15 protein-coding genes, 1 riboswitch and 1 other annotated feature are annotated in these 17973 nt (G+C 38.5%); of the genes, 7 read left to right on the plus strand and 8 right to left on the minus strand.

The genetic code is table 11. The features are described 5' to 3' along the window. Positions 1 to 175: 175 nt before the first annotated feature. Together BW724_RS16510 and BW724_RS16515 are read left to right on the plus strand one after the other, a co-directional pair. Positions 176 to 487: a winged helix-turn-helix transcriptional regulator gene (locus tag BW724_RS16510; protein WP_088076271.1), complete on the plus strand. Its 312-nt coding sequence runs from the start codon at positions 176 to 178 to the stop codon at positions 485 to 487. A gap of 313 nt (positions 488 to 800) precedes the next feature. Then, positions 801 to 1784 carry a DUF4349 domain-containing protein gene (locus BW724_RS16515; protein WP_176371441.1) on the plus strand — a complete coding sequence of 328 codons (984 nt, stop codon included), beginning with the start codon at positions 801 to 803 and terminating at the stop codon, positions 1782 to 1784. A gap of 60 nt (positions 1785 to 1844) precedes the next feature. Here BW724_RS16515 and BW724_RS16520 read toward each other — a convergent pair whose 3' ends face one another. The 3 genes from BW724_RS16520 to BW724_RS16530 form a co-directional block, all read right to left on the minus strand. Beyond that, positions 1845 to 2249, minus strand: coding sequence for a secondary thiamine-phosphate synthase enzyme YjbQ (locus tag BW724_RS16520; RefSeq protein WP_088076273.1), 405 nt, complete (start codon positions 2247 to 2249; stop codon positions 1845 to 1847). Between the two features lie 37 nt (positions 2250 to 2286). Beyond that, positions 2287 to 3090 carry a pyrroline-5-carboxylate reductase gene (proC, locus tag BW724_RS16525; protein ID WP_088076274.1) on the minus strand — a complete coding sequence of 268 codons (804 nt, stop codon included), beginning with the start codon at positions 3088 to 3090 and terminating at the stop codon, positions 2287 to 2289. Positions 3091 to 3787: 697 nt separating this feature from the next. Continuing rightward, positions 3788 to 4480: a hypothetical protein gene (locus BW724_RS16530; RefSeq protein ID WP_088076275.1), complete on the minus strand. Its 693-nt coding sequence runs from the start codon at positions 4478 to 4480 to the stop codon at positions 3788 to 3790. A 453-nt stretch (positions 4481 to 4933) separates the two neighbouring features. On the opposite strand from BW724_RS16530, the gene BW724_RS16535 reads away from it, so the two are divergent. After that, positions 4934 to 6208, plus strand: coding sequence for a BaiN/RdsA family NAD(P)/FAD-dependent oxidoreductase (locus BW724_RS16535; RefSeq protein ID WP_088076276.1), 1275 nt, complete (start codon positions 4934 to 4936; stop codon positions 6206 to 6208). A 233-nt stretch (positions 6209 to 6441) separates the two neighbouring features. Here the strand turns inward: BW724_RS16535 and leuS are convergent, their stop codons facing one another. Both leuS and BW724_RS16545 read right to left on the minus strand, forming a co-directional pair. Next, positions 6442 to 8859, minus strand: a complete 2418-nt coding sequence (gene leuS, locus BW724_RS16540) for a leucine--tRNA ligase (protein ID WP_088076277.1) — start codon at positions 8857 to 8859, stop codon at positions 6442 to 6444. 187 nt (positions 8860 to 9046) lie between these two features. Then, positions 9047 to 9278 (minus strand) — a binding site (T-box leader). A 155-nt stretch (positions 9279 to 9433) separates the two neighbouring features. After that, entirely contained in the window at positions 9434 to 10636 is a 1203-nt protein-coding gene (locus BW724_RS16545) for an MDR family MFS transporter (RefSeq protein ID WP_088076278.1), read from the minus strand. Between the two features lie 169 nt (positions 10637 to 10805). Here BW724_RS16545 and ltaE point away from each other — a divergent pair, with 169 nt between their 5' ends. Genes ltaE through BW724_RS16560 form a run of 3 tightly spaced genes read left to right on the plus strand, consistent with a single transcriptional unit; the run spans position 10806 to position 13374 of the window. Beyond that, positions 10806 to 11828 (plus strand): low-specificity L-threonine aldolase, encoded by a 1023-nt coding sequence (gene ltaE, locus BW724_RS16550; protein ID WP_088076279.1) that lies wholly within the window; start codon positions 10806 to 10808, stop codon positions 11826 to 11828. Positions 11829 to 11842: 14 nt separating this feature from the next. Then, on the plus strand, positions 11843 to 12805 hold the full coding sequence (locus tag BW724_RS16555) for a tRNA modification radical SAM protein MnmL/YtqA (RefSeq protein ID WP_088076280.1): 963 nt from the start codon (positions 11843 to 11845) through the stop codon (positions 12803 to 12805). Beyond that, the gene (locus BW724_RS16560) at positions 12802 to 13374 is read left to right on the plus strand and encodes a tRNA 5-(aminomethyl)-2-thiouridylate-methyltransferase MnmM (RefSeq protein ID WP_088076281.1); all 573 of its coding nucleotides are present in this window, start codon (positions 12802 to 12804) and stop codon (positions 13372 to 13374) included. The genes BW724_RS16555 and BW724_RS16560 overlap by 4 nt, the downstream gene beginning before the upstream one ends. Before the next feature lie 289 nt (positions 13375 to 13663). Here the strand turns inward: BW724_RS16560 and BW724_RS16565 are convergent, their stop codons facing one another. Both BW724_RS16565 and BW724_RS16570 read right to left on the minus strand, forming a co-directional pair. Beyond that, on the minus strand, positions 13664 to 14728 hold the full coding sequence (locus BW724_RS16565; RefSeq protein ID WP_088077997.1) for a tetraprenyl-beta-curcumene synthase family protein: 1065 nt from the start codon (positions 14726 to 14728) through the stop codon (positions 13664 to 13666). A 15-nt stretch (positions 14729 to 14743) separates the two neighbouring features. After that, on the minus strand, positions 14744 to 15541 hold the full coding sequence (locus BW724_RS16570) for an alpha/beta fold hydrolase (RefSeq protein WP_088076282.1): 798 nt from the start codon (positions 15539 to 15541) through the stop codon (positions 14744 to 14746). A 126-nt stretch (positions 15542 to 15667) separates the two neighbouring features. Between BW724_RS16570 and BW724_RS16575 the strand changes: the two genes are divergently transcribed. Beyond that, the gene (locus tag BW724_RS16575) at positions 15668 to 16186 is read left to right on the plus strand and encodes a gamma carbonic anhydrase (protein ID WP_088076283.1); all 519 of its coding nucleotides are present in this window, start codon (positions 15668 to 15670) and stop codon (positions 16184 to 16186) included. 97 nt (positions 16187 to 16283) lie between these two features. On the opposite strand, the gene metK is transcribed toward BW724_RS16575, so the two are convergent. Continuing rightward, positions 16284 to 17480, minus strand: a complete 1197-nt coding sequence (gene metK, locus BW724_RS16580; protein WP_088076284.1) for a methionine adenosyltransferase — start codon at positions 17478 to 17480, stop codon at positions 16284 to 16286. Between the two features lie 151 nt (positions 17481 to 17631). Continuing rightward, positions 17632 to 17753: riboswitch (SAM riboswitch) on the minus strand. Positions 17754 to 17973: the final 220 nt, after the last annotated feature.

Genomic DNA, 17973 nt, shown 5'->3' on the forward strand with positions numbered 1-17973 from the left:
CCACATGATGCTACTTTACTAATTATTACATTATATCAGAAGGAAACCTTCTTAAAAAGATACAAGACTACTCATTTCTTAAATAAACTATTATAACCAACTATATTATCATCAGTTAAGGTACTTACAAAAAATAAGTAGGGTGTGGTATAATCTTTACAAGGAGATGATGTCTATGGTTCAAATGAATTTATGCCCAAAATTTGAATCGGCATTTCAATTATTAGGCAAGCGCTGGAATGGGTTAATACTTCGTGTATTACTCCAGGGTCCCCAACGTTTTAAAGATATATCAGCAGTAATCCCAAGTATGAGTGATAAAATGCTAGTGGATCGCTTAAAACAACTAGAAGAAGCTGGCTTAGTTGAAAGGTCTGTTTATCCAGAAACCCCTGTCAGAATTGAATATCAATTGTCTGAGATGGGAAAAGAATTGGAACCTGTGATGGACGAACTTCAAACATGGGCAGAAAAATGGATTGATTAATACGAAAAGCACAAGCGCCTTGGTCACAGGCGAAATGCACTGGAAGGACTTTGACAGAAGCCGCTCTTTGGCTTCAGAAAAGGCCTGAAGTGACACGAGCCTGTAGGCGCTGGAGCTAGACATAGTTTCGTAGAAACTACTTATTATTAACCACTTATACAAAAGCGCAAGCGCCTTGGTCACAGGCACAGAATTCAAAGGAAGAATTGTAGAAAGCAGATTGCTTTTTTACATTTCTTCCTTTTTCTTTGTAACCTGATTCCCGTTAGAAGCGACAAATAATAAAATGAGATAAATGAAGGGGTGTCAGATGATGAAGAATAATTATTTTGTTGTTTTCCTAGCCATGATGTTCTTGACCATTAGTATTTTGTTTGGTTGCAGTTCAAACGATGATATGAGTGCCGATGAAATGGACGGAAGTTATGAAGTGATGGAAACTGAAATGTATGCTTCGGATGATAGTGGTGGATTAACTGATGAATCTTTAGAAGAAAGTGGAAGAGCAGTGACCACTTCTAATAATACTGGTGAGGACCTCGACTTTGATACAGCAAATAGAATGGTAATTTATAATGCCAACATGTCTATTGAGGTTACAAATTTCCAACAAGCTCAACTAGAAATTCAAAATCACGTTGAGAAAATGGGTGGATTTATCATCGAATCCAATCAGTACAGTAGAGGTGAAGACAACACATCTGGATATATGTCCGTTAGAGTACCACAAAACAATTTTTATCCCTTTTTAGATGAACTAGAATCTTCGAGTACAAAGGTAAATGAAAGGTCAGTCTGGGGAAATGATGTCACAGAAGAATATGTTGATCTAGAATCAAGGCTCCGCTCAAGAGAAGCAGTAGAAGAACGCCTTCTTTCATTCATGGAAGAGGCTGAAAATACAGAAGACTTACTCAAAATATCTAGTGACTTAGGGAAAATTCAACAAGAGATCGAGCAACTTACAGGCAGAATGAAGTATTTAGAAGATCATGTAGCCTTCTCAACCGTTACTGTACACATAGAAGAAAGAAACATCAAAGTCCCTTCCTTACAGGAAACGGATACACTAAATACTTGGAAAAAAGCACAAAGCTTATTCATGGATACAGTTAATTTTATCATTTCGATTTTCTCCAGTGCGGTTGTAATACTCATTGGACTCTCACCCATTATTGTTCCTATTTTAGTCTTAATAAGTATTCTGTTAGTGATGAGAAGAAGAAAAAAGCGTGCCACACAAGATAACATGTCAGTGGATAGTCAAGATCTTAACGACGACAAGGATAAACAATAAACATCATAACGCTTTATAAAAAGAGGGTGGGACATATTAAATCCCAGCCTCTTTCTCCTTTTAACCTTCTATCCCTTTAAGAAACATCGTTCTTGTACGCGGTCCATCAAACTCACAGAAATAAATTCCTTGCCATGTACCTAGGATCAATTCTCCATCAGAAACAATCACAACCTGTGACGCTCCCACTGTGCTTGCTTTTAGGTGTGAAGCAGAATTCCCTTCCATATGACGATACTTCTTATGAGTCCATGGATAAACTTCATCCCAACGCATCAACATATCATGTTTCACATCTGGATCTGCATTTTCATTAATGGTAATTCCTGCAGTAGTATGGGGACAATAAATATAAACTACCCCGTTTTTTAACCCTTCTTCCATTACAAATTGCTGTACTTCCCTAGTTACATCAATCATTTCATCACGAGACTTTGTTTTTAACGACAGTTTCTTTAATGACATATCTTATTCCCCTTTCTATCCCAATTTTTGTATGGCGTTATACCCCTTGCCCCCGTGCGTGTATTGATGTTGCTTTGACTGCCTCATTTATGGTTTCTTCAAAGTTATTTTTTTCTAATACTTTTAATCCTTCAGCGGTTGATCCACCAGGAGATGCGACTTGTGAAATCAATTCTTCACGTTCTCCGCCATTTTCTAGCATTCCAACAGAGCCTTTGATCATTGATGTAACTAATTTTCTTGCTTGCTCCCTTGATATATTGTTGGCTACTGCTGCTTTCTCCAATGCTTGAGCAAAACTATATACAAAGGCTGGTGCACTGCCAGTAATTGCCGTTAAGTCATGCACTTGTTGTTCCGATAACTCTTCTGAATCTCCAATGGCATCTAGGAGTGTAGTAATTATTAGCCGTTGATCGTTTGTGACATTCTTTCCACATGTATATATGGACATCGATTTACCAATTTGTGCGCCTGTATTTGGCATGATCCAGCATACTCCTGTTCCTTGAGGTAAACGTTTTTTCATATAGGAAACGTCAATTCCCGCCGCTACAGTTACGACTAATTGATCTTTTACAATTCTCCCTAATTTTTGTAAAATGTCTTGTTGGGTCTGAGGTGGTGTAGCTAGAATGATTACATTGTGTTCTGAAACCACACTTTCCCAATTTTGTGTTATCTGAACGGAATATGTATCTTCTAAATAATTGAGCTTTTTTATATCCGATTGATTAGCAACCGTAATATTACTTCCTGATGCACTTTGAGCAACAAGACCTGATATGATTGCTTCTGCCATCCTTCCTGCTCCTATGAATAAATAATTTGTGTTTGCCATTATATAACCCCTTCCTTTACCTTTTCTAAATTAACATTTTTAAAACAAAGATGAAAGGATGTTGATAGGTTATTCTATTAAGAGAGTGGACTCACTCAAAACACCGAATGATCTGGTATGAGATTTTGCTTTTTCTATTTTTCATACCTGATCAGGCCTCGAACCCCAAAATGGGTTTATGATAACGGGAGAAATTACTCTTATTTTAAATTTCAGATCGAAAATAGCGAAAATAGATGGAGAAATTCCCACTAATAACTTGAAAACCATGAAAATTTGATTTCAAAGTGTACTTAAAGGGAAAAACTACCCGTATTCCCCCTTACGAAGATATATTCTGCAGCTTAAAAGGAAAATCTCCCCTTATTTTTAAGTATCTTTGGTCACTTACTCAACTCACCCAATTAAGGAGAAACCTTCGTATGATGCTTTGCTTCTTGAAAGTTTAACTTTGTTTTTTCACAATCAACCTCTTTATAACATCATAATTCCCCCATTAACCTTCCAAAAATAGACAGAGTAGGAACCTAGCAAACATGAGCTAATAAAATTTATATTTATTATGTTATTTAGCCTATCAAAAACGAAAAAAAACGAGACAAATTCACTAAGTGAAAAGGTCTCGTTTTCCCTATATATTTTTCAGTTTTCTCCATCTAAACGGTAATGCTTAAATCTAGAAGCTCCATGAAAAGAATTAGCTTATATTTTCTAATCTTCTCTCAAGTTGTTTCATCTTAAATCTATCTTTATTTACACTTTCATAATGTTTTAATTTACGCTTTAAACGTGACTTAGTCCAAGTAAAATCAGCAATCTCTTTTCTATTTAAATACGTAGCAAAGAAATCGACATTCCCACTCTCGTATTTTAAGTGATCATCTACTACATCAAAATACCTTTCAAAGGCTTCAAGAATTGATGACCCTTCTGGTACGAAATCACCATAATGTTCTAAACACTTTTTATAATTATTTTCCCTCAAAGTATTCAAAAAGGTTGTTAAAAATAGATCTTCTTTTCCTTCAAGCTTAAACCCTTTTTTCTCAAGCAGCTTTAGGAATATTTCTAATTCATTATGATAAAAAGAATAAACCTTTCGCATTTCCTTTGTCATCGTTATTGATAAACTCATTAACCCCTCGGAGCGAGCATGCAACATGTTCAACAACGCTTTGTATGCCTCCGGTTTTAACAAGAACGTCGGATGTACTGTCCTTAGGTACTTATTAACCTCTTCATTTAAAATACGTTGTAGCATTTGCTCTTTTTCCATTTTCTCCAAGGATGCTTTCCGCTCCTGTTCAGCATACTCCCTGATTCTTCTTTGCGTTTCAGCTGCCCAAACAGCCTGTTTTGCTTCAAACTTCTTTTTTAATGTTTGAAACATGCGCCTCTCCTCCTTCCATAATTTCACTTTAATATTTTTACCACTTGAAGTGTATCACATCCAAAACAGAAATAAAATAGAGAATGAGGAAAAAAATGAAACGATTTCGCATGTGATACGATGTGAAGTATTCTTATACTTATATTTAATGATATATCCTTGTATTTCGTGATATATAATTATTAAAGTTCTATGACTTGTTATGAAAAATATGCTTGTTTAAGACACAGGCGTCGGAAATATATAGTCGATTATAAAAATTGTAATACTCATTTCATCGACCTGTATTAGTAATAATGTCAATGCATGTCTACTAAATCCTAACAACATGTCGTTTTTTTAGACGTATGGAACTTATAGTTAAGATTGATAATGATGATAAGTAGAAACTTGTTCAAGGAGAACTATTATATGATAAAATACTTGCATTGAAGAAGATGGAAGGTGTAGTTAATGTATGATGTAATTGTAATTGGGGGCGGCCCTTCTGGTTTGATGGCCTCTGTAGCAGCAGCAGAGTATGGGGCAAGAGTTCTACTCTGTGATAAAGGAAATAAACTCGGACGGAAATTGGCCATCTCTGGTGGAGGTAGGTGCAATGTCACAAATAGAGCAGATGTGGAAGAGATCATTCACCACATTCCTGGAAACGGTAGATTTATGTATAGCCCATTTTCCGTTTTTAATAATGAAGATATCATCCAGTTTTTTGAAAACCTAGGTATTCAACTGAAGGAAGAAGACCGTGGAAGAATGTTTCCAGTAACAGATAAAGCCATTTCGGTTGTAAGGGCTTTAGTCGACAAAATTAGATCACTAAAAGTAGAAATTCGCACTAATGTTAGTGTGAGGGATGTCATATATGACTTTGATCAAAAGATAGTATTGGGGATTAAGTTAGAATCAGGTGAACAAATTAAAGCACCTAATGTCATTGTTGCGGTTGGTGGAAAATCTGTCCCGCATACAGGTAGTACTGGTGATGGCTATCCTTGGGCAAAAAAGGCTGGACATACCATCACAGAGCTATATCCAACAGAAGTTCCAATCACAGCAAATGATCAATATATAAGGAAAAGGGAGTTGCAAGGACTATCATTACGTGATGTTAAGCTATCCGTTCTAGATCCTAAAACAGGAAAACTAATAAAAGCACACGAAGGGGACATGATCTTTACTCATTTTGGCATATCAGGTCCAATTTCCCTTCGCTGTAGTCAATATGTTGTGAAAGCAAAGAAAAAATACAGTATTTCAAAAATACCAATAGAATTGGACATTTTCCCTAGTAGTCATGAAGATGAGCTTTTTACAGGTTTACTGTCTCTATTAGACCAGCAACAGAAAAAAGCTATTAAAAATGTGCTAATTGGGTGGGTGCCTGAACGACTAGTTCCTGTACTTCTTACTATGGCAGATATTGACCCAATGCTCGTACAAGCAGAAATATCTCATGAAAAACTACGTAATCTTTCTCGACTCGTGAAGCATTTTCCTATTCAAGCAACGGGTACATTATCACTTGAAAAAGCATTCGTAACTGGTGGTGGTGTTTCCGTTAAAGAAGTATATCCAAAGCGCATGGAATCAAAATTTATGAAGGGCTTATTCTTCTGTGGTGAAGTCATGGACCTTCACGGATATACAGGGGGCTATAACATCACTGTAGCCTTTTCCACAGGTTATACAGCAGGGCAAGCTGCTGCAATGAGTCAATGGGAAGAATAGGTTGTAAACATTAAGTCCGCATTTCCTATTGTTGGAATGCGGACTAGTTTTTGTGATGTCATGGATTCCTGGCCGCATTCCGAGAAAATGCGGACTAGATTTCCAATACTCACAGATTCCTGTCCCCATTCCAAAAAAATGCGGTCTAGATTTCCAGCTACTATGGATTCTAGTCCGCATTTTTTTATTTTCTTCTTTTTTACAATTCTCGTAACTCAAACAATTTCAAAAGACTAATTAGCTACAATGTTTACAAGCTTTCCAGGTACTGCAATGACTTTGCGTACAGTTTTCCCTACTATTTCTTCTTGGATTTTTTCAAGAGCCTTAGCTTTTTCTTCCATTTCTTCACGTGAGGCATCCTTAGCGATGACAAGCTTCGAGCGGACTTTACCGTTCACTTGGACAACGATTTCCACTTCGTTTTCCACTAACAAGCTCTCATCATACGTTGGCCAAGCTTCGTATGAAATGGATTCTGTGTGACCGAGGCGACTCCACAACTCTTCACACAGGTGTGGCGCAACAGGCGACAGCATTTTCACAAAGCCTTCCACATGGGATTTAGATAGTTTCTCCTGCTTATATGCTTCGTTAACGAATACCATCATTTGTGAAATGCCTGTGTTAAAACGAAGGTGTTCGAAGTCATCCGTCACCTTTTTCACTGTTTGATGGTAGGTTCTAGTCATCTCTCCTGTTGCTTCAAAATCACCAATAGCTTGATTCACATTGCCTTCATCAGTAACAATCAAACGCCATACACGATCAAGGAATCGACGGGCACCATCAAGACCATTCGTGCTCCAGGCGATAGAAGCATCTAAAGGTCCCATGAACATTTCATATAGTCGAAGTGTATCTGCACCGTGGCTTTCTACAATATCATCAGGATTTACGACATTTCCTTTTGATTTACTCATTTTTTCATTATTTTCACCAAGAATCATTCCTTGGTTATATAGCTTTTGGAATGGCTCCTTCGTGTGAACAACACCAATATCGTATAGGAACTTGTGCCAGAAACGAGCATACAATAGATGTAACACTGCGTGCTCTGCTCCACCAATATATATGTCTACTGGAAGCCACTTCTTTAATTTTTCTGCATCAGCAAGGGCCTGATCATTATGTGGGTCAATATAACGAAGGTAATACCAGCAGCTACCTGCCCACTGTGGCATTGTATTCGTTTCTCTGCGACCTTTCATTCCAGTTTCAGGGTCCGTTACAAACAACCAATCCTCGGCATTGGCAAGTGGTGATTCGCCAGTTCCAGAAGGTTTAAACTCCTCCAAATCAGGAAGTGTTAACGGAAGCTGATCCTCTGGTACAGGTTTCATAGATCCATCTTCATAATGGATAATTGGGATCGGCTCTCCCCAATAACGTTGGCGACTAAATAACCAATCACGAAGACGATACGTCACCCGCTTTTCACCCTTATTGTTATCCACAAGCCAGTCAATCATTTTACTTATTGCTTCCTCATTGTTTAGTCCATTAAGGAAGTCAGAGTTTACGTGTGGGCCGTCTCCAGCATATGCTTCAGTGGCTACGTCTCCACCTGATACTACCTCAACAATCGGTAGCTCAAATTCTTTGGCAAATTCATAGTCCCTTTCATCATGTCCTGGAACTGCCATAATTGCACCTGTTCCATAGCTTACAAGAACATAGTCAGCAATCCAGATTGGAAGCTTTTCACCCGTTACGGGATGCTTTGCGTACCCTCCTGTGAAAACACCTGTTTTTTCCTTAGAAAGCTCCGTTCGTTCTAAGTCACTTTTCGTTGCCACCTTATTTTGATACGCTTCAACAGCTGCTCGTTGCTCTTCGCTTACAATGGAAGAGACTAATTTATGCTCAGGTGCGAGTACTAGGTAAGTAGCACCAAACAATGTATCTGGACGAGTCGTAAACACGGTGATCGAGTGCTCAGTCCCTGCAATTGTGAAGGTAACATCTGCCCCTTCTGAACGTCCGATCCAGTTTCGTTGCATATCTTTGATGCTCTCTGGCCAGTCTAACTCTTCAAGGTCTTCAAGCAGACGATCTGCATAGGCAGTAATTTTAAGCATCCACTGCTTCATAGGACGACGCTCTACAGGGTGTCCACCACGTTCACTCTTACCATCAATTACTTCTTCATTGGCTAAAACCGTTCCAAGGGCAGGACACCAGTTTACAGGTACTTCATCAATGTATGCTAATCCTTTTTCATATAGTTTTAGAAAAATCCATTGTGTCCATTTCACATAGTCCGCATCAGTCGTATTTACTTCCCGATCCCAATCATATGAGAAGCCAAGGGCTTTAATTTGACGACGGAAATTATCAATGTTTTTCAAAGTAAATTCTCTAGGATGCTTCCCAGTATCTAAAGCATACTGCTCTGCTGGAAGTCCAAATGCATCCCATCCCATTGGATGAAGAACGTTATATCCTTGCATTCTTTTCATACGGGATAGAATATCTGTTGCTGTATACCCTTCAGGGTGCCCCACATGTAAACCTGCACCAGATGGATATGGAAACATATCTAATGCATAAAATTTATCTTTATTGTCTTCCTCCTCTGTTTTAAACGTCTTATTCTCTTCCCAAAAATCTTGCCACTTTTTTTCAACTTGCAAATGGTCAAATGACATAGTTACAGCCTCCTTCATTTATATAAAAATAATCTTTATCCACACAATTTCTTAAGTCCATACTACTCCATTAATTAGTACCGCTAAGGTTTATGAAGCTTATGCAAAATCCCTTTCTTCATAGAAGTCGCCTAACCCCTTCGTACTACGCTTTAAAGCATTAAAAAACCTCCCATCCCTAGCCTTTGCTAGGGACGAGAGGTTGAATTATACATTACCTTACCCGCGGTACCACCCACATTAGCATAAATGTGACATTATGCTCACTTCATTCCCGTAACGTGGGTGACGTCAAAGGGTACTTCATTTTCCCCTTTGCAATTCAGAGGTGAGTTCATGATTATTGCCGTTAACTTCCACCAACCGTTAACTCTCTGTAGCACAATAAATTCATTACTATTCCTCGTCATCATCTTTCGACATTTCTATATGATTAATTGCTATTGTATGCAATCGCTTATCAAACTGTCAAGTAAAGTTCTATTATATATAGTAGACAAAATAAATTTTATTTAAACAAGGCCTATTTTGCAAGAAAAATTTTCTGAGTAGTATATCGTATAAACATTTTTACTTATGCTGACTCTAAATCACGCTTAGAGAAAGATTTATCCTCTATTTTCCGATCAAACAATAGGGTTGTAACAATTGGAATGGAGAACATGGCTGCCAGAAGATAGAATAAAGCTGACATTCCAAACAAATCTACAATGACTCCGCCGAATAATGGACCAATTAATCTACCACCCGTTCCAACACTATTAACAATCCCTTGATAAAAACCAGCCTTCTCTTTAGGTGCCAACTTATGGGCAATTGTTGGAATTGCCGGCCAGACAAACATTTCACCAATGGTCAGCACAATCATTGCTGCTAGAAAAGCTGTAAAAACTGATGCTTGACTTAAAATGATATATGCTACAGTAAAAATGGCTACACCTACATAAATTTGCGCTTTAAGTGAATGTACCCACCGTTTAATAAAAAAGCGGATAATAGGCTGACAAAAAACAATCATTGCACCATTTATAGTCCATAAAACACTGTATTGATTTAGGGGTATTCCTAAGTTTTGTGTATGAACAGAAATAGTCGTCTGCCATTGGACATAAGCAATCCAGCAAATAAGAAATCCAGCACACAACACAAGTAGGGCATGGAACCGTTTTTTATTTGCTATTAATTGCCCTTGTTCAAAAACGTCCGTTGCAGATCCCGTATCCTTTTTGTCTTGTAAGTTTCGAAAAAAGATAAATGCTAAAACAAAGAAACTTAAATACATGAGTCCATTCCCTAAGAAAACAAAATCAAATCGATAGCTTGCTAGGAAGCCTCCGATTGCTGCACCAACTGCAACACCTACGTTTTGAGCAACATACATGGCATTAAAGGGTTTTCTTCCCCCTTCTGGCCAAACAGCTCCTGCCATTGCATACATACAAGGGACCATAAGTCCTGAACCAAATCCTAAGCCAATAAGTAGAACGATATAAGCAATGAAGGATTCGTGTAGAATAGCCAGAGTAAAGGCACTCCCCATTGTAATCGACACTCCCATAATAATGGTTCGATATCCACCAATACGATCAAATAGCTTTCCTCCGATTAGATTTCCAATAATACCAGCTAAACCGTTGAACATAAGGACAATCCCAGCTACGGATAGGGGTTGCCCTAACTCCTGGTGCATATAAATTGTATTTAAAGGCCATAAAAAAGAGGCCCCAGTAATATTGATGGCCATACCTATAACAAGGATCCATATTGATCTTGGCATAACGATCCCCTTTCTTTCGTTTCACTAAGTAAGATATTAGATGATTCAAGATTTTTTGGCAACAATAATTATTTTCCTTATTTTCCTTCCCACTTTTTCCCCTTGTGACAGCTTTCTTTTTCTATGATAGGATGTGTTAAGAATTTAGTGTAAAGTGCAGGTGATCCACATGATAGATTTAAGAAGTGATACGGTAACGAAACCTACAGCTGAAATGAGACAGAAGATGGTTGAAGCAGTTGTAGGAGATGATGTTTATGGAGAAGACCCCACTGTTAATGAACTTGAAAAATATGCTGCAGAACTTGTTGGTAAGGAAGCCGCTCTCTTTGTAACAAGTGGTACTCAAGGAAATCAAGCAGCAATCTTAACTCATACGAAGCCTGGTAATGAAATCATCATGGACAACGAATCCCATGTGTTTTTATATGAAGCAGCTGCAGCTTCTGTTTTTGCAGGCGTTCAATCAAGAACATTAATTAATGAAAACGGAAAAATGAATCTAGAAGAAATGGAAGGGGCAATTCGTGGAAACGATATTCACTTTCCAGAAACAGGTTTGATTTGGTTGGAAAACACCCATAACAGAAGTGGAGGCTCCGTTCTTCCCCTTTCCTATATGAAAGAAGTGTATTCACTAGCTAAGTCAAACAATGTCCCAGTTCATATAGATGGTGCAAGAATTTTTAATGCGGCAGTGTCACTAAATACAACTGTGAAGGAATTGGCTACCTTTAGTGATTCCATTCAATTTTGCCTGTCAAAGGGATTAGGAGCACCAGTTGGATCTATCCTAGCTGGTGACAAAAGTTTCATCCGTGAAGCAAGAAAGAAACGTAAAATGCTTGGTGGTGGCTTAAGGCAAGCTGGAGTCATCGCTGCCCCTGGACTACACGCTTTAAAAACTGGTATACCTCAACTAAAAGAGGATCATCAGAACGCTAAACGTTTAGCAAAGGCAATTGATGAACATTCAGGATTTACGGTTATGAATCAGGTGGAATCGAACATTATACTTGTGGACACAAAGCCATCCGGACTAAGTGCTTCAGAATGGATCAAAAAGCTTGAACAGGTAGGGATTTTAGCTGTTGCCTTTGCTCCAACAGTAATTCGATTTGTGACACATCGAGACATTTCCAATGATGAATTAATTAATTGTATATACAAAGTTACGAATTTAGAGTATTGAAGGAGAAAACCATCATGAACACAGTACCTCCCCACTTCGGAGATAAAAGATACTACACATGGAACAATCATTTAAGAACTGAATTTGGAGAAAAAATATTTAAAGTACCATTAGACGGCGGCTTTGACTGTCCTAACCGCGACGGTAAAGTAGCAAGTGGCGGTTGCACATTCTGTAGCGAGCGTGGATCTGGAGATTTTGCAGGGGACAGAAAAGACGATCTCGTCACGCAATTCCGCACTATTAAGGATAACTTACATCGTAAATGGAAGGCTGGAAAATATATTGGATATTTCCAAGCATACACAAACACGTATGCTCCAGTCGAAGAATTACGCGAAATGTTTGAAGTCATACTAGAACAAGATGACGTCGTTGGATTGGCGATAGCTACGAGACCAGATTGTTTACCTGACGATGTCGTTGAATATCTTGCTGAGCTAAACGAAAGAACCTACCTTTGGGTTGAGCTTGGATTACAAACTGTCCACCAAAGAACGGCGGACCTCATTAATCGAGCTCATGACTATGCTTGCTATGTGGAAGGCGTAGAAAAACTTAGAAAGCATAATATTCGCATTTGCTCCCATATTATCAATGGTCTACCTTTGGAGGATCACCATATGATGATGGAAACGGCAAAAGAAGTTGCAAAACTGGACGTACAAGGAATTAAAATACACCTTCTTCATTTGTTGAAAAAGACAGCTATGGTAAAGCAATATGAAAAAGGGCTCGTACAGTTCATGAGCGCCGAAGAATATATTAACCTTGTCTGTGATCAGCTTGAAGTACTCCCTCCTAACATGATTATTCACAGACTGACAGGTGACGGACCTGCGGACTTAATGATTGGGCCAATGTGGAGTCTAAATAAGTGGGAAGTGTTAAATGGAATTGATCATGAAATGAAACGAAGGGATAGCTGGCAAGGGAAACTTTATGAAGCACAAGGGAAAGCAGGTGTACTGAAATGAATGTTTCAGGAATACTCCCTTTTGCAAGAGAGCTTTTAAGCAGATGTATTCCTGATGGTGGTGTTGCAGTTGACGCCACTGCTGGCAAGGGGAATGATACACTTTTTTTAGCAAAACTGGTCGGTGAGTCTGGGCATGTCTACAGCTTTGACATTCAGGAGCAAGCAATTCTAGCAACGAAGGATAAACTACAGCTTCATGAGATTGAACAAAGGGTCGAGCTTATCCATGATGGACATGAAAATCTAGAGAAGTATTTAAAGCTTAATCATAAAGGGCTTGTAAATGGCGCCGTTTTTAACTTGGGTTACCTTCCAGGTAGTAATAAAGAAATCGTCACGACACCAGACACAACAATAGCTGCCATAGAAGAGCTACTAGAAAACTTAGTAAAAGGCGGAATTATCGTCCTTGTAATCTATCATGGCCATCCTGAAGGCGCTGTGGAACGAGATCAGCTTCTTCCATATGTTCGTGAGTTAGCCCAGGAAGATTACCATGTTCTTGAATATAGATTTACTAACCAACAAAACAATCCACCTTTTATCGTTGCTATTGAAAAAAGATAATGAACGTAAGGCCTACTCAAGCAACGTAAGGTCATTGAAAAGTGGAAATATTGAATATTTATTAGACCAATATTCAAGACTCCTTATGTAAGGAAAGATGGTGAGACTGGAGCAAGCGAGACTCCTGCGGGATCAAAGGCAGAGGTGAGACCCCCCAGATGCAGGAGGCAGGACGCCGACATTACGCCGTTGCCCACAGGACGTGGGCAAGTTCTTAGGCGGAATTTGGAGGAGGCTCACCAGCCGCCCGCGGAAAGCGAGTTTGCGCAGGTCTCATCAACCTCTTTATTCACGTTTTACTTTTTCTTCGGTATATCCACCCATTAATATAGAAAAACAAAGTAGGCGCTCCACCACTGCGTATAAACCGATGACCCTTCTTCTTCAATTGAGGGTCATTTTTTACTTTATCGTCAGCTAAATATATTGCCAATAAACCATTGTTAATTAATCGGTGAAACTTCCAATGTGGAAGAGTACGAATACTAGCTGCTGCTTCATGGTAAAAATGCTCCATCCGTTCCATCATTTCTTCTTCATTAGGGTAATAAAAGCAAAAGTTTAAGTCGCCACCTTCACGGTCTTCCTCTTGATCAATAAAATAGTCCATGAGAATATGTAGTCCTTGAACATATGGAAAATAACCATCTTTGATTAACTGAGCCCTTTCCACCGTTAAATCTTCCTCTGCTGCAGCATATGCAGTGAGACAAAAGATACCCAAAGTAGACCCTGTGCTTGCAGAGAACTCATACCAAGTCATAGGAGGGACTTCTTTTTCATGCTCTGAAAACCATTTTGTGAGCCGTGGAACACGATCTTCTTTTTTCACATGTTTATGAACCTGTAAATCTGAATATAGTTCGGCTAAATTCAAATTAGCTTTCTTTACAGCAGAATAACCTGAAAAGAGACGAATCGTATTCTGACATGTGGAAACTAGTTCCTGTAAATAACCCCCATCATCTTTTTCCTCACGAAAACGATAGTAATCCCTTTGCTCCGCTTCAGGATCAAGAGCTACTGGCATTGAATCATGTAAAGCCCGGAAATCATCAGGATCCATGGAAGTACTTCGATCACATAAATTGTCCAAGTAATCACTTATTGTTTGATACGCAACGATAAAACGGATCACATCATCTCTCTTCTCTCCTGCAAGTAGTCCGTAAATTGCTCCACCTTCACAGTGAAAAGTTTTAGAATCAATGCTGGCTAATGCTTGCGTCCTTAATTCTTTATCAGGAATACTTGCTGCTTTTGTTCTCCAGTAACGGAGATATTCATGCACTTTAGGTAAGATTTCTTTATATATTCGAAACATTAACGTCCATGATGTTGTAGGAACCTTCACCATAACAGCCTCCATTTACTCTCTTTTGCCAATATCCTGAATGCTTATAAATCCTATTAAATGGGCTAAAACCTCTGCCTTTTCAGGTTCATTTAGCACCTCATGATATAAGTTAGGCCATTCTTTATAATATTTATTAGTAATGTTTAATCCATCAAACCAGCTTTTTGCCATCTCTTTTTTGACAATAAGATCATTTCCAGCCTGCGTTACTAGTAGTGGAATATCTGGAAAACTTGCTTTTTGTTCGTGCGCTTTGTTCATTGCCCTGACTAATTCTTTATACCACCTGACACTTACATGCTTGATTAACTTATTATCACCCAGGTCCCGCTTCCTCATCCATTCATCCCTTGTGCCAGAACCTGGTTCCAATCCAGAAGGAAAGCGAAATCCTGGACTTATAACATCTAAAACATGTGAGAGGGTTCTCTTATAGAATGGTGGGTCATTCTTTAAACCAAGACAAGGAGATGATAACACAACTACATTAGGTAAATCATTTTTAGTAAGTGCCATTAATGTGTGAATGGAAATTAAACCACCCATGCTATGGGCTAAAAGATAAACAGGAAGCTGATACTTTTTTGCTTCCTTTAACCACCCAGAAACTACTTCAATGTACTGCTGAAAACGATCCACATGCCCCCTTGGTCCCTCCGTTGTACCTTGTCCTGGGAGATCCCCTATAATAACATGAAAATTGAGTTTATTTAATTGATCAACAACCCAATTATAACGCACATGATACTCACCAGCCCCATGCACAATCACAAAAACTCCTTTAGCAAGTTGTACTTCCCTTTTCCACATAACTCTCCCCCCTCAATTAACCTTTTAACTATTATATTCCCATTCTCCCATTTAACGTCAAGGATAACCAATTATTCCATTCCATAATTGAATTTGATAAAATACGTTGAAAGGAGTTGAATAAAAATGATATATCCTTATAAAGGAGTTTCCCCATCTATTGATGATTCTGTCTTTTTAGCCGATGGTGTCATCGTAACAGGTGATGTTTCTATCAGAGAAAATACAAGTTTGTGGTTTAACACTGTGATTCGGGGAGATGTTGCTCCAACAATAATAGGTAAGAATGTAAATATTCAAGATAATAGTGTGTTACACCAAAGTCCAAATAATCCCCTTGTTATCGAAGATGGGGTTACGGTAGGCCATCAATGTATATTGCATAGCTGTGTGGTAAAAAAGAATGCTCTCATAGGCATGGGGTCAACGGTGTTAGATCAAGCTGAAATTGGTGAAGGAGCATTTATCGGCGCTGGTAGTCTAGTTCCTCAAGGTAAAAAAATTCCTCCACGTACATTAGCATTTGGGAGACCTGTGAAGGTAATTCGAAAATTAACAGATAACGATATCATGGATATGGATAGGATTCGTCGTGAATATGTAGAAAAAGGACAATATTATAAGTCTTTGCAAAAAAAAGAGTAAAGAAATGAAATTTTAAATTTAAAACAAGAGGCTGAGACATCGGTAATTATACCTGTGTCTCAGCCCCTTTTTATTTTATTGATTATAACTTTATTCTTTATTTTGTTGCTTGTTCTTTTAGAATTGCCGCTTTGTCCGTACGTTCCCATGGCAAGTCAATATCAGTACGACCAAAATGACCGTATGCAGCTGTTTGCTTATAAATTGGACGGCGTAAATCAAGCATCTTTATGATCCCTGCTGGTCTAAGGTCAAAATTATTTCGGACTAATTCAACTAATATTTCCTCAGATATTTTCCCCGTACCAAATGTATCAATGGAAATAGAGACAGGTTGTGCAACACCAATAGCATAAGCTAGTTGAACTTCACATCGATCTGCTAATTCAGAAGCTACAATGTTTTTCGCAACATATCTCGCAGCGTATGCTGCAGACCTGTCCACTTTCGTTGCATCTTTTCCTGAAAAAGCACCACCACCATGGCGAGCATATCCACCATAAGTATCTACAATAATTTTTCTTCCAGTCAATCCTGCATCTCCTTGAGGCCCACCTATAACAAATCGACCTGTTGGATTAATGAAGTATTTTGTATCATCGTTAATCAGGTCTGACGGGACGATAGGATTAATGACATGCTCCTTTAAGTCGGACTTAATTTGATCTAAAGTTACCTCTGGGTGATGTTGTGTAGAGATGACTATTGTATCAATTCGAACAGGCTTATCATTTTCATCGTATTCAACAGTTACTTGTGTTTTGCCATCAGGTCGAAGATAACCTAGTGTGCCATCTTTTCTTACTTCACTTAAGCGTCGTGATAATTTATGCGCTAATGAAATAGGTAAAGGCATTAACTCAGGAGTTTGATTATCAGCATACCCAAACATTAACCCTTGGTCCCCTGCACCAATTGCTTCTATTTGATCGTCAGATTCCCCTTCCCTTGCTTCTAGGGCGACGTCCACACCTTGAGCAATATCAGGTGACTGTTCATCGATTGAAGTTAGTACGGCACATGTTTCGTAGTCGAAACCATATTTTGCTCTCGTATAACCTATTCCCTTTACTGTTTCACGAACAATTTTAGGTATATCGACATAAGTTGAGGTTGTAATTTCTCCAGCAACTAATACTAACCCTGTGTTCACTGAAGTCTCACAAGCAACTCGAGCATGAGGATCTTCCTTCATTATTTCATCTAGTATTGCGTCAGATATTTGATCGCAAATTTTGTCAGGGTGTCCCTCTGTTACAGACTCAGAAGTAAATAATCTTCTTTTAACCACCATACGTACCTCCTTAATTCTTTTACAATATCTATAGCATATGTGAAATGACGGTACTCATTCTCCCAGCTAAATGGTATAAAACAGTAATTTCTTTGAAAAACATAAAAAACCTTTTCCAAACGAGGAAAAGGTTGTCCCATTAGCCTTTCACCTCTTATCGGCCAAGCCATATACGTAGATATGCCTTGCAGGTTAGCACCGTTCACCTTGTAAAAGTTGGTGATGGTTGCTGGGCTTCTTCGGGCCTGTCCCTCCGCCATCTCGGGATAAGAGTATCCGTTCGGGAAAAGGATACCCCATTTCCCTTCACCTGTCAACCAAATTTAACCTTTATGAGTATGAGCTGGACTAGATACTAGTCCTTGGAAAAACAGGATAATACTATAGGAGTATCACATTTCATTCATAATCACTATAATTGAAAGCATACTTGACTTGATTGTCCAATTACAAATTTTTATTTTGTTCAAATATTCACAATTGACAATCTGGT

The sequence above is a fragment of the Litchfieldia alkalitelluris genome, assembly GCF_002153425.1.
Lineage (GTDB): Bacteria > Bacillota > Bacilli > Bacillales > Salisediminibacteriaceae > Evansella > Evansella alkalicola.

Bases quoted from the DNA above. Each gene is read 5' to 3' on its own strand.
- BW724_RS16510 (WP_088076271.1), top strand. From the start codon at position 176: ATGGTTCAAATGAATTTATGCCCAAAATTTGAATCGGCATTTCAATTA.
- BW724_RS16515 (WP_176371441.1), top strand. From the start codon at position 801: ATGAAGAATAATTATTTTGTTGTTTTCCTAGCCATGATGTTCTTGACC.
- BW724_RS16520 (WP_088076273.1), bottom strand. From the start codon at position 2,249: ATGTCATTAAAGAAACTGTCGTTAAAAACAAAGTCTCGTGATGAAATG.
- proC (WP_088076274.1), bottom strand. From the start codon at position 3,090: ATGGCAAACACAAATTATTTATTCATAGGAGCAGGAAGGATGGCAGAA.
- BW724_RS16530 (WP_088076275.1), bottom strand. From the start codon at position 4,480: ATGTTTCAAACATTAAAAAAGAAGTTTGAAGCAAAACAGGCTGTTTGG.
- BW724_RS16535 (WP_088076276.1), top strand. From the start codon at position 4,934: ATGTATGATGTAATTGTAATTGGGGGCGGCCCTTCTGGTTTGATGGCC.
- leuS (WP_088076277.1), bottom strand. From the start codon at position 8,859: ATGTCATTTGACCATTTGCAAGTTGAAAAAAAGTGGCAAGATTTTTGG.
- BW724_RS16545 (WP_088076278.1), bottom strand. From the start codon at position 10,636: ATGCCAAGATCAATATGGATCCTTGTTATAGGTATGGCCATCAATATT.
- ltaE (WP_088076279.1), top strand. From the start codon at position 10,806: ATGATAGATTTAAGAAGTGATACGGTAACGAAACCTACAGCTGAAATG.
- BW724_RS16555 (WP_088076280.1), top strand. From the start codon at position 11,843: ATGAACACAGTACCTCCCCACTTCGGAGATAAAAGATACTACACATGG.
- BW724_RS16560 (WP_088076281.1), top strand. From the start codon at position 12,802: ATGAATGTTTCAGGAATACTCCCTTTTGCAAGAGAGCTTTTAAGCAGA.
- BW724_RS16570 (WP_088076282.1), bottom strand. From the start codon at position 15,541: ATGTGGAAAAGGGAAGTACAACTTGCTAAAGGAGTTTTTGTGATTGTG.
- BW724_RS16575 (WP_088076283.1), top strand. From the start codon at position 15,668: ATGATATATCCTTATAAAGGAGTTTCCCCATCTATTGATGATTCTGTC.
- metK (WP_088076284.1), bottom strand. From the start codon at position 17,480: ATGGTGGTTAAAAGAAGATTATTTACTTCTGAGTCTGTAACAGAGGGA.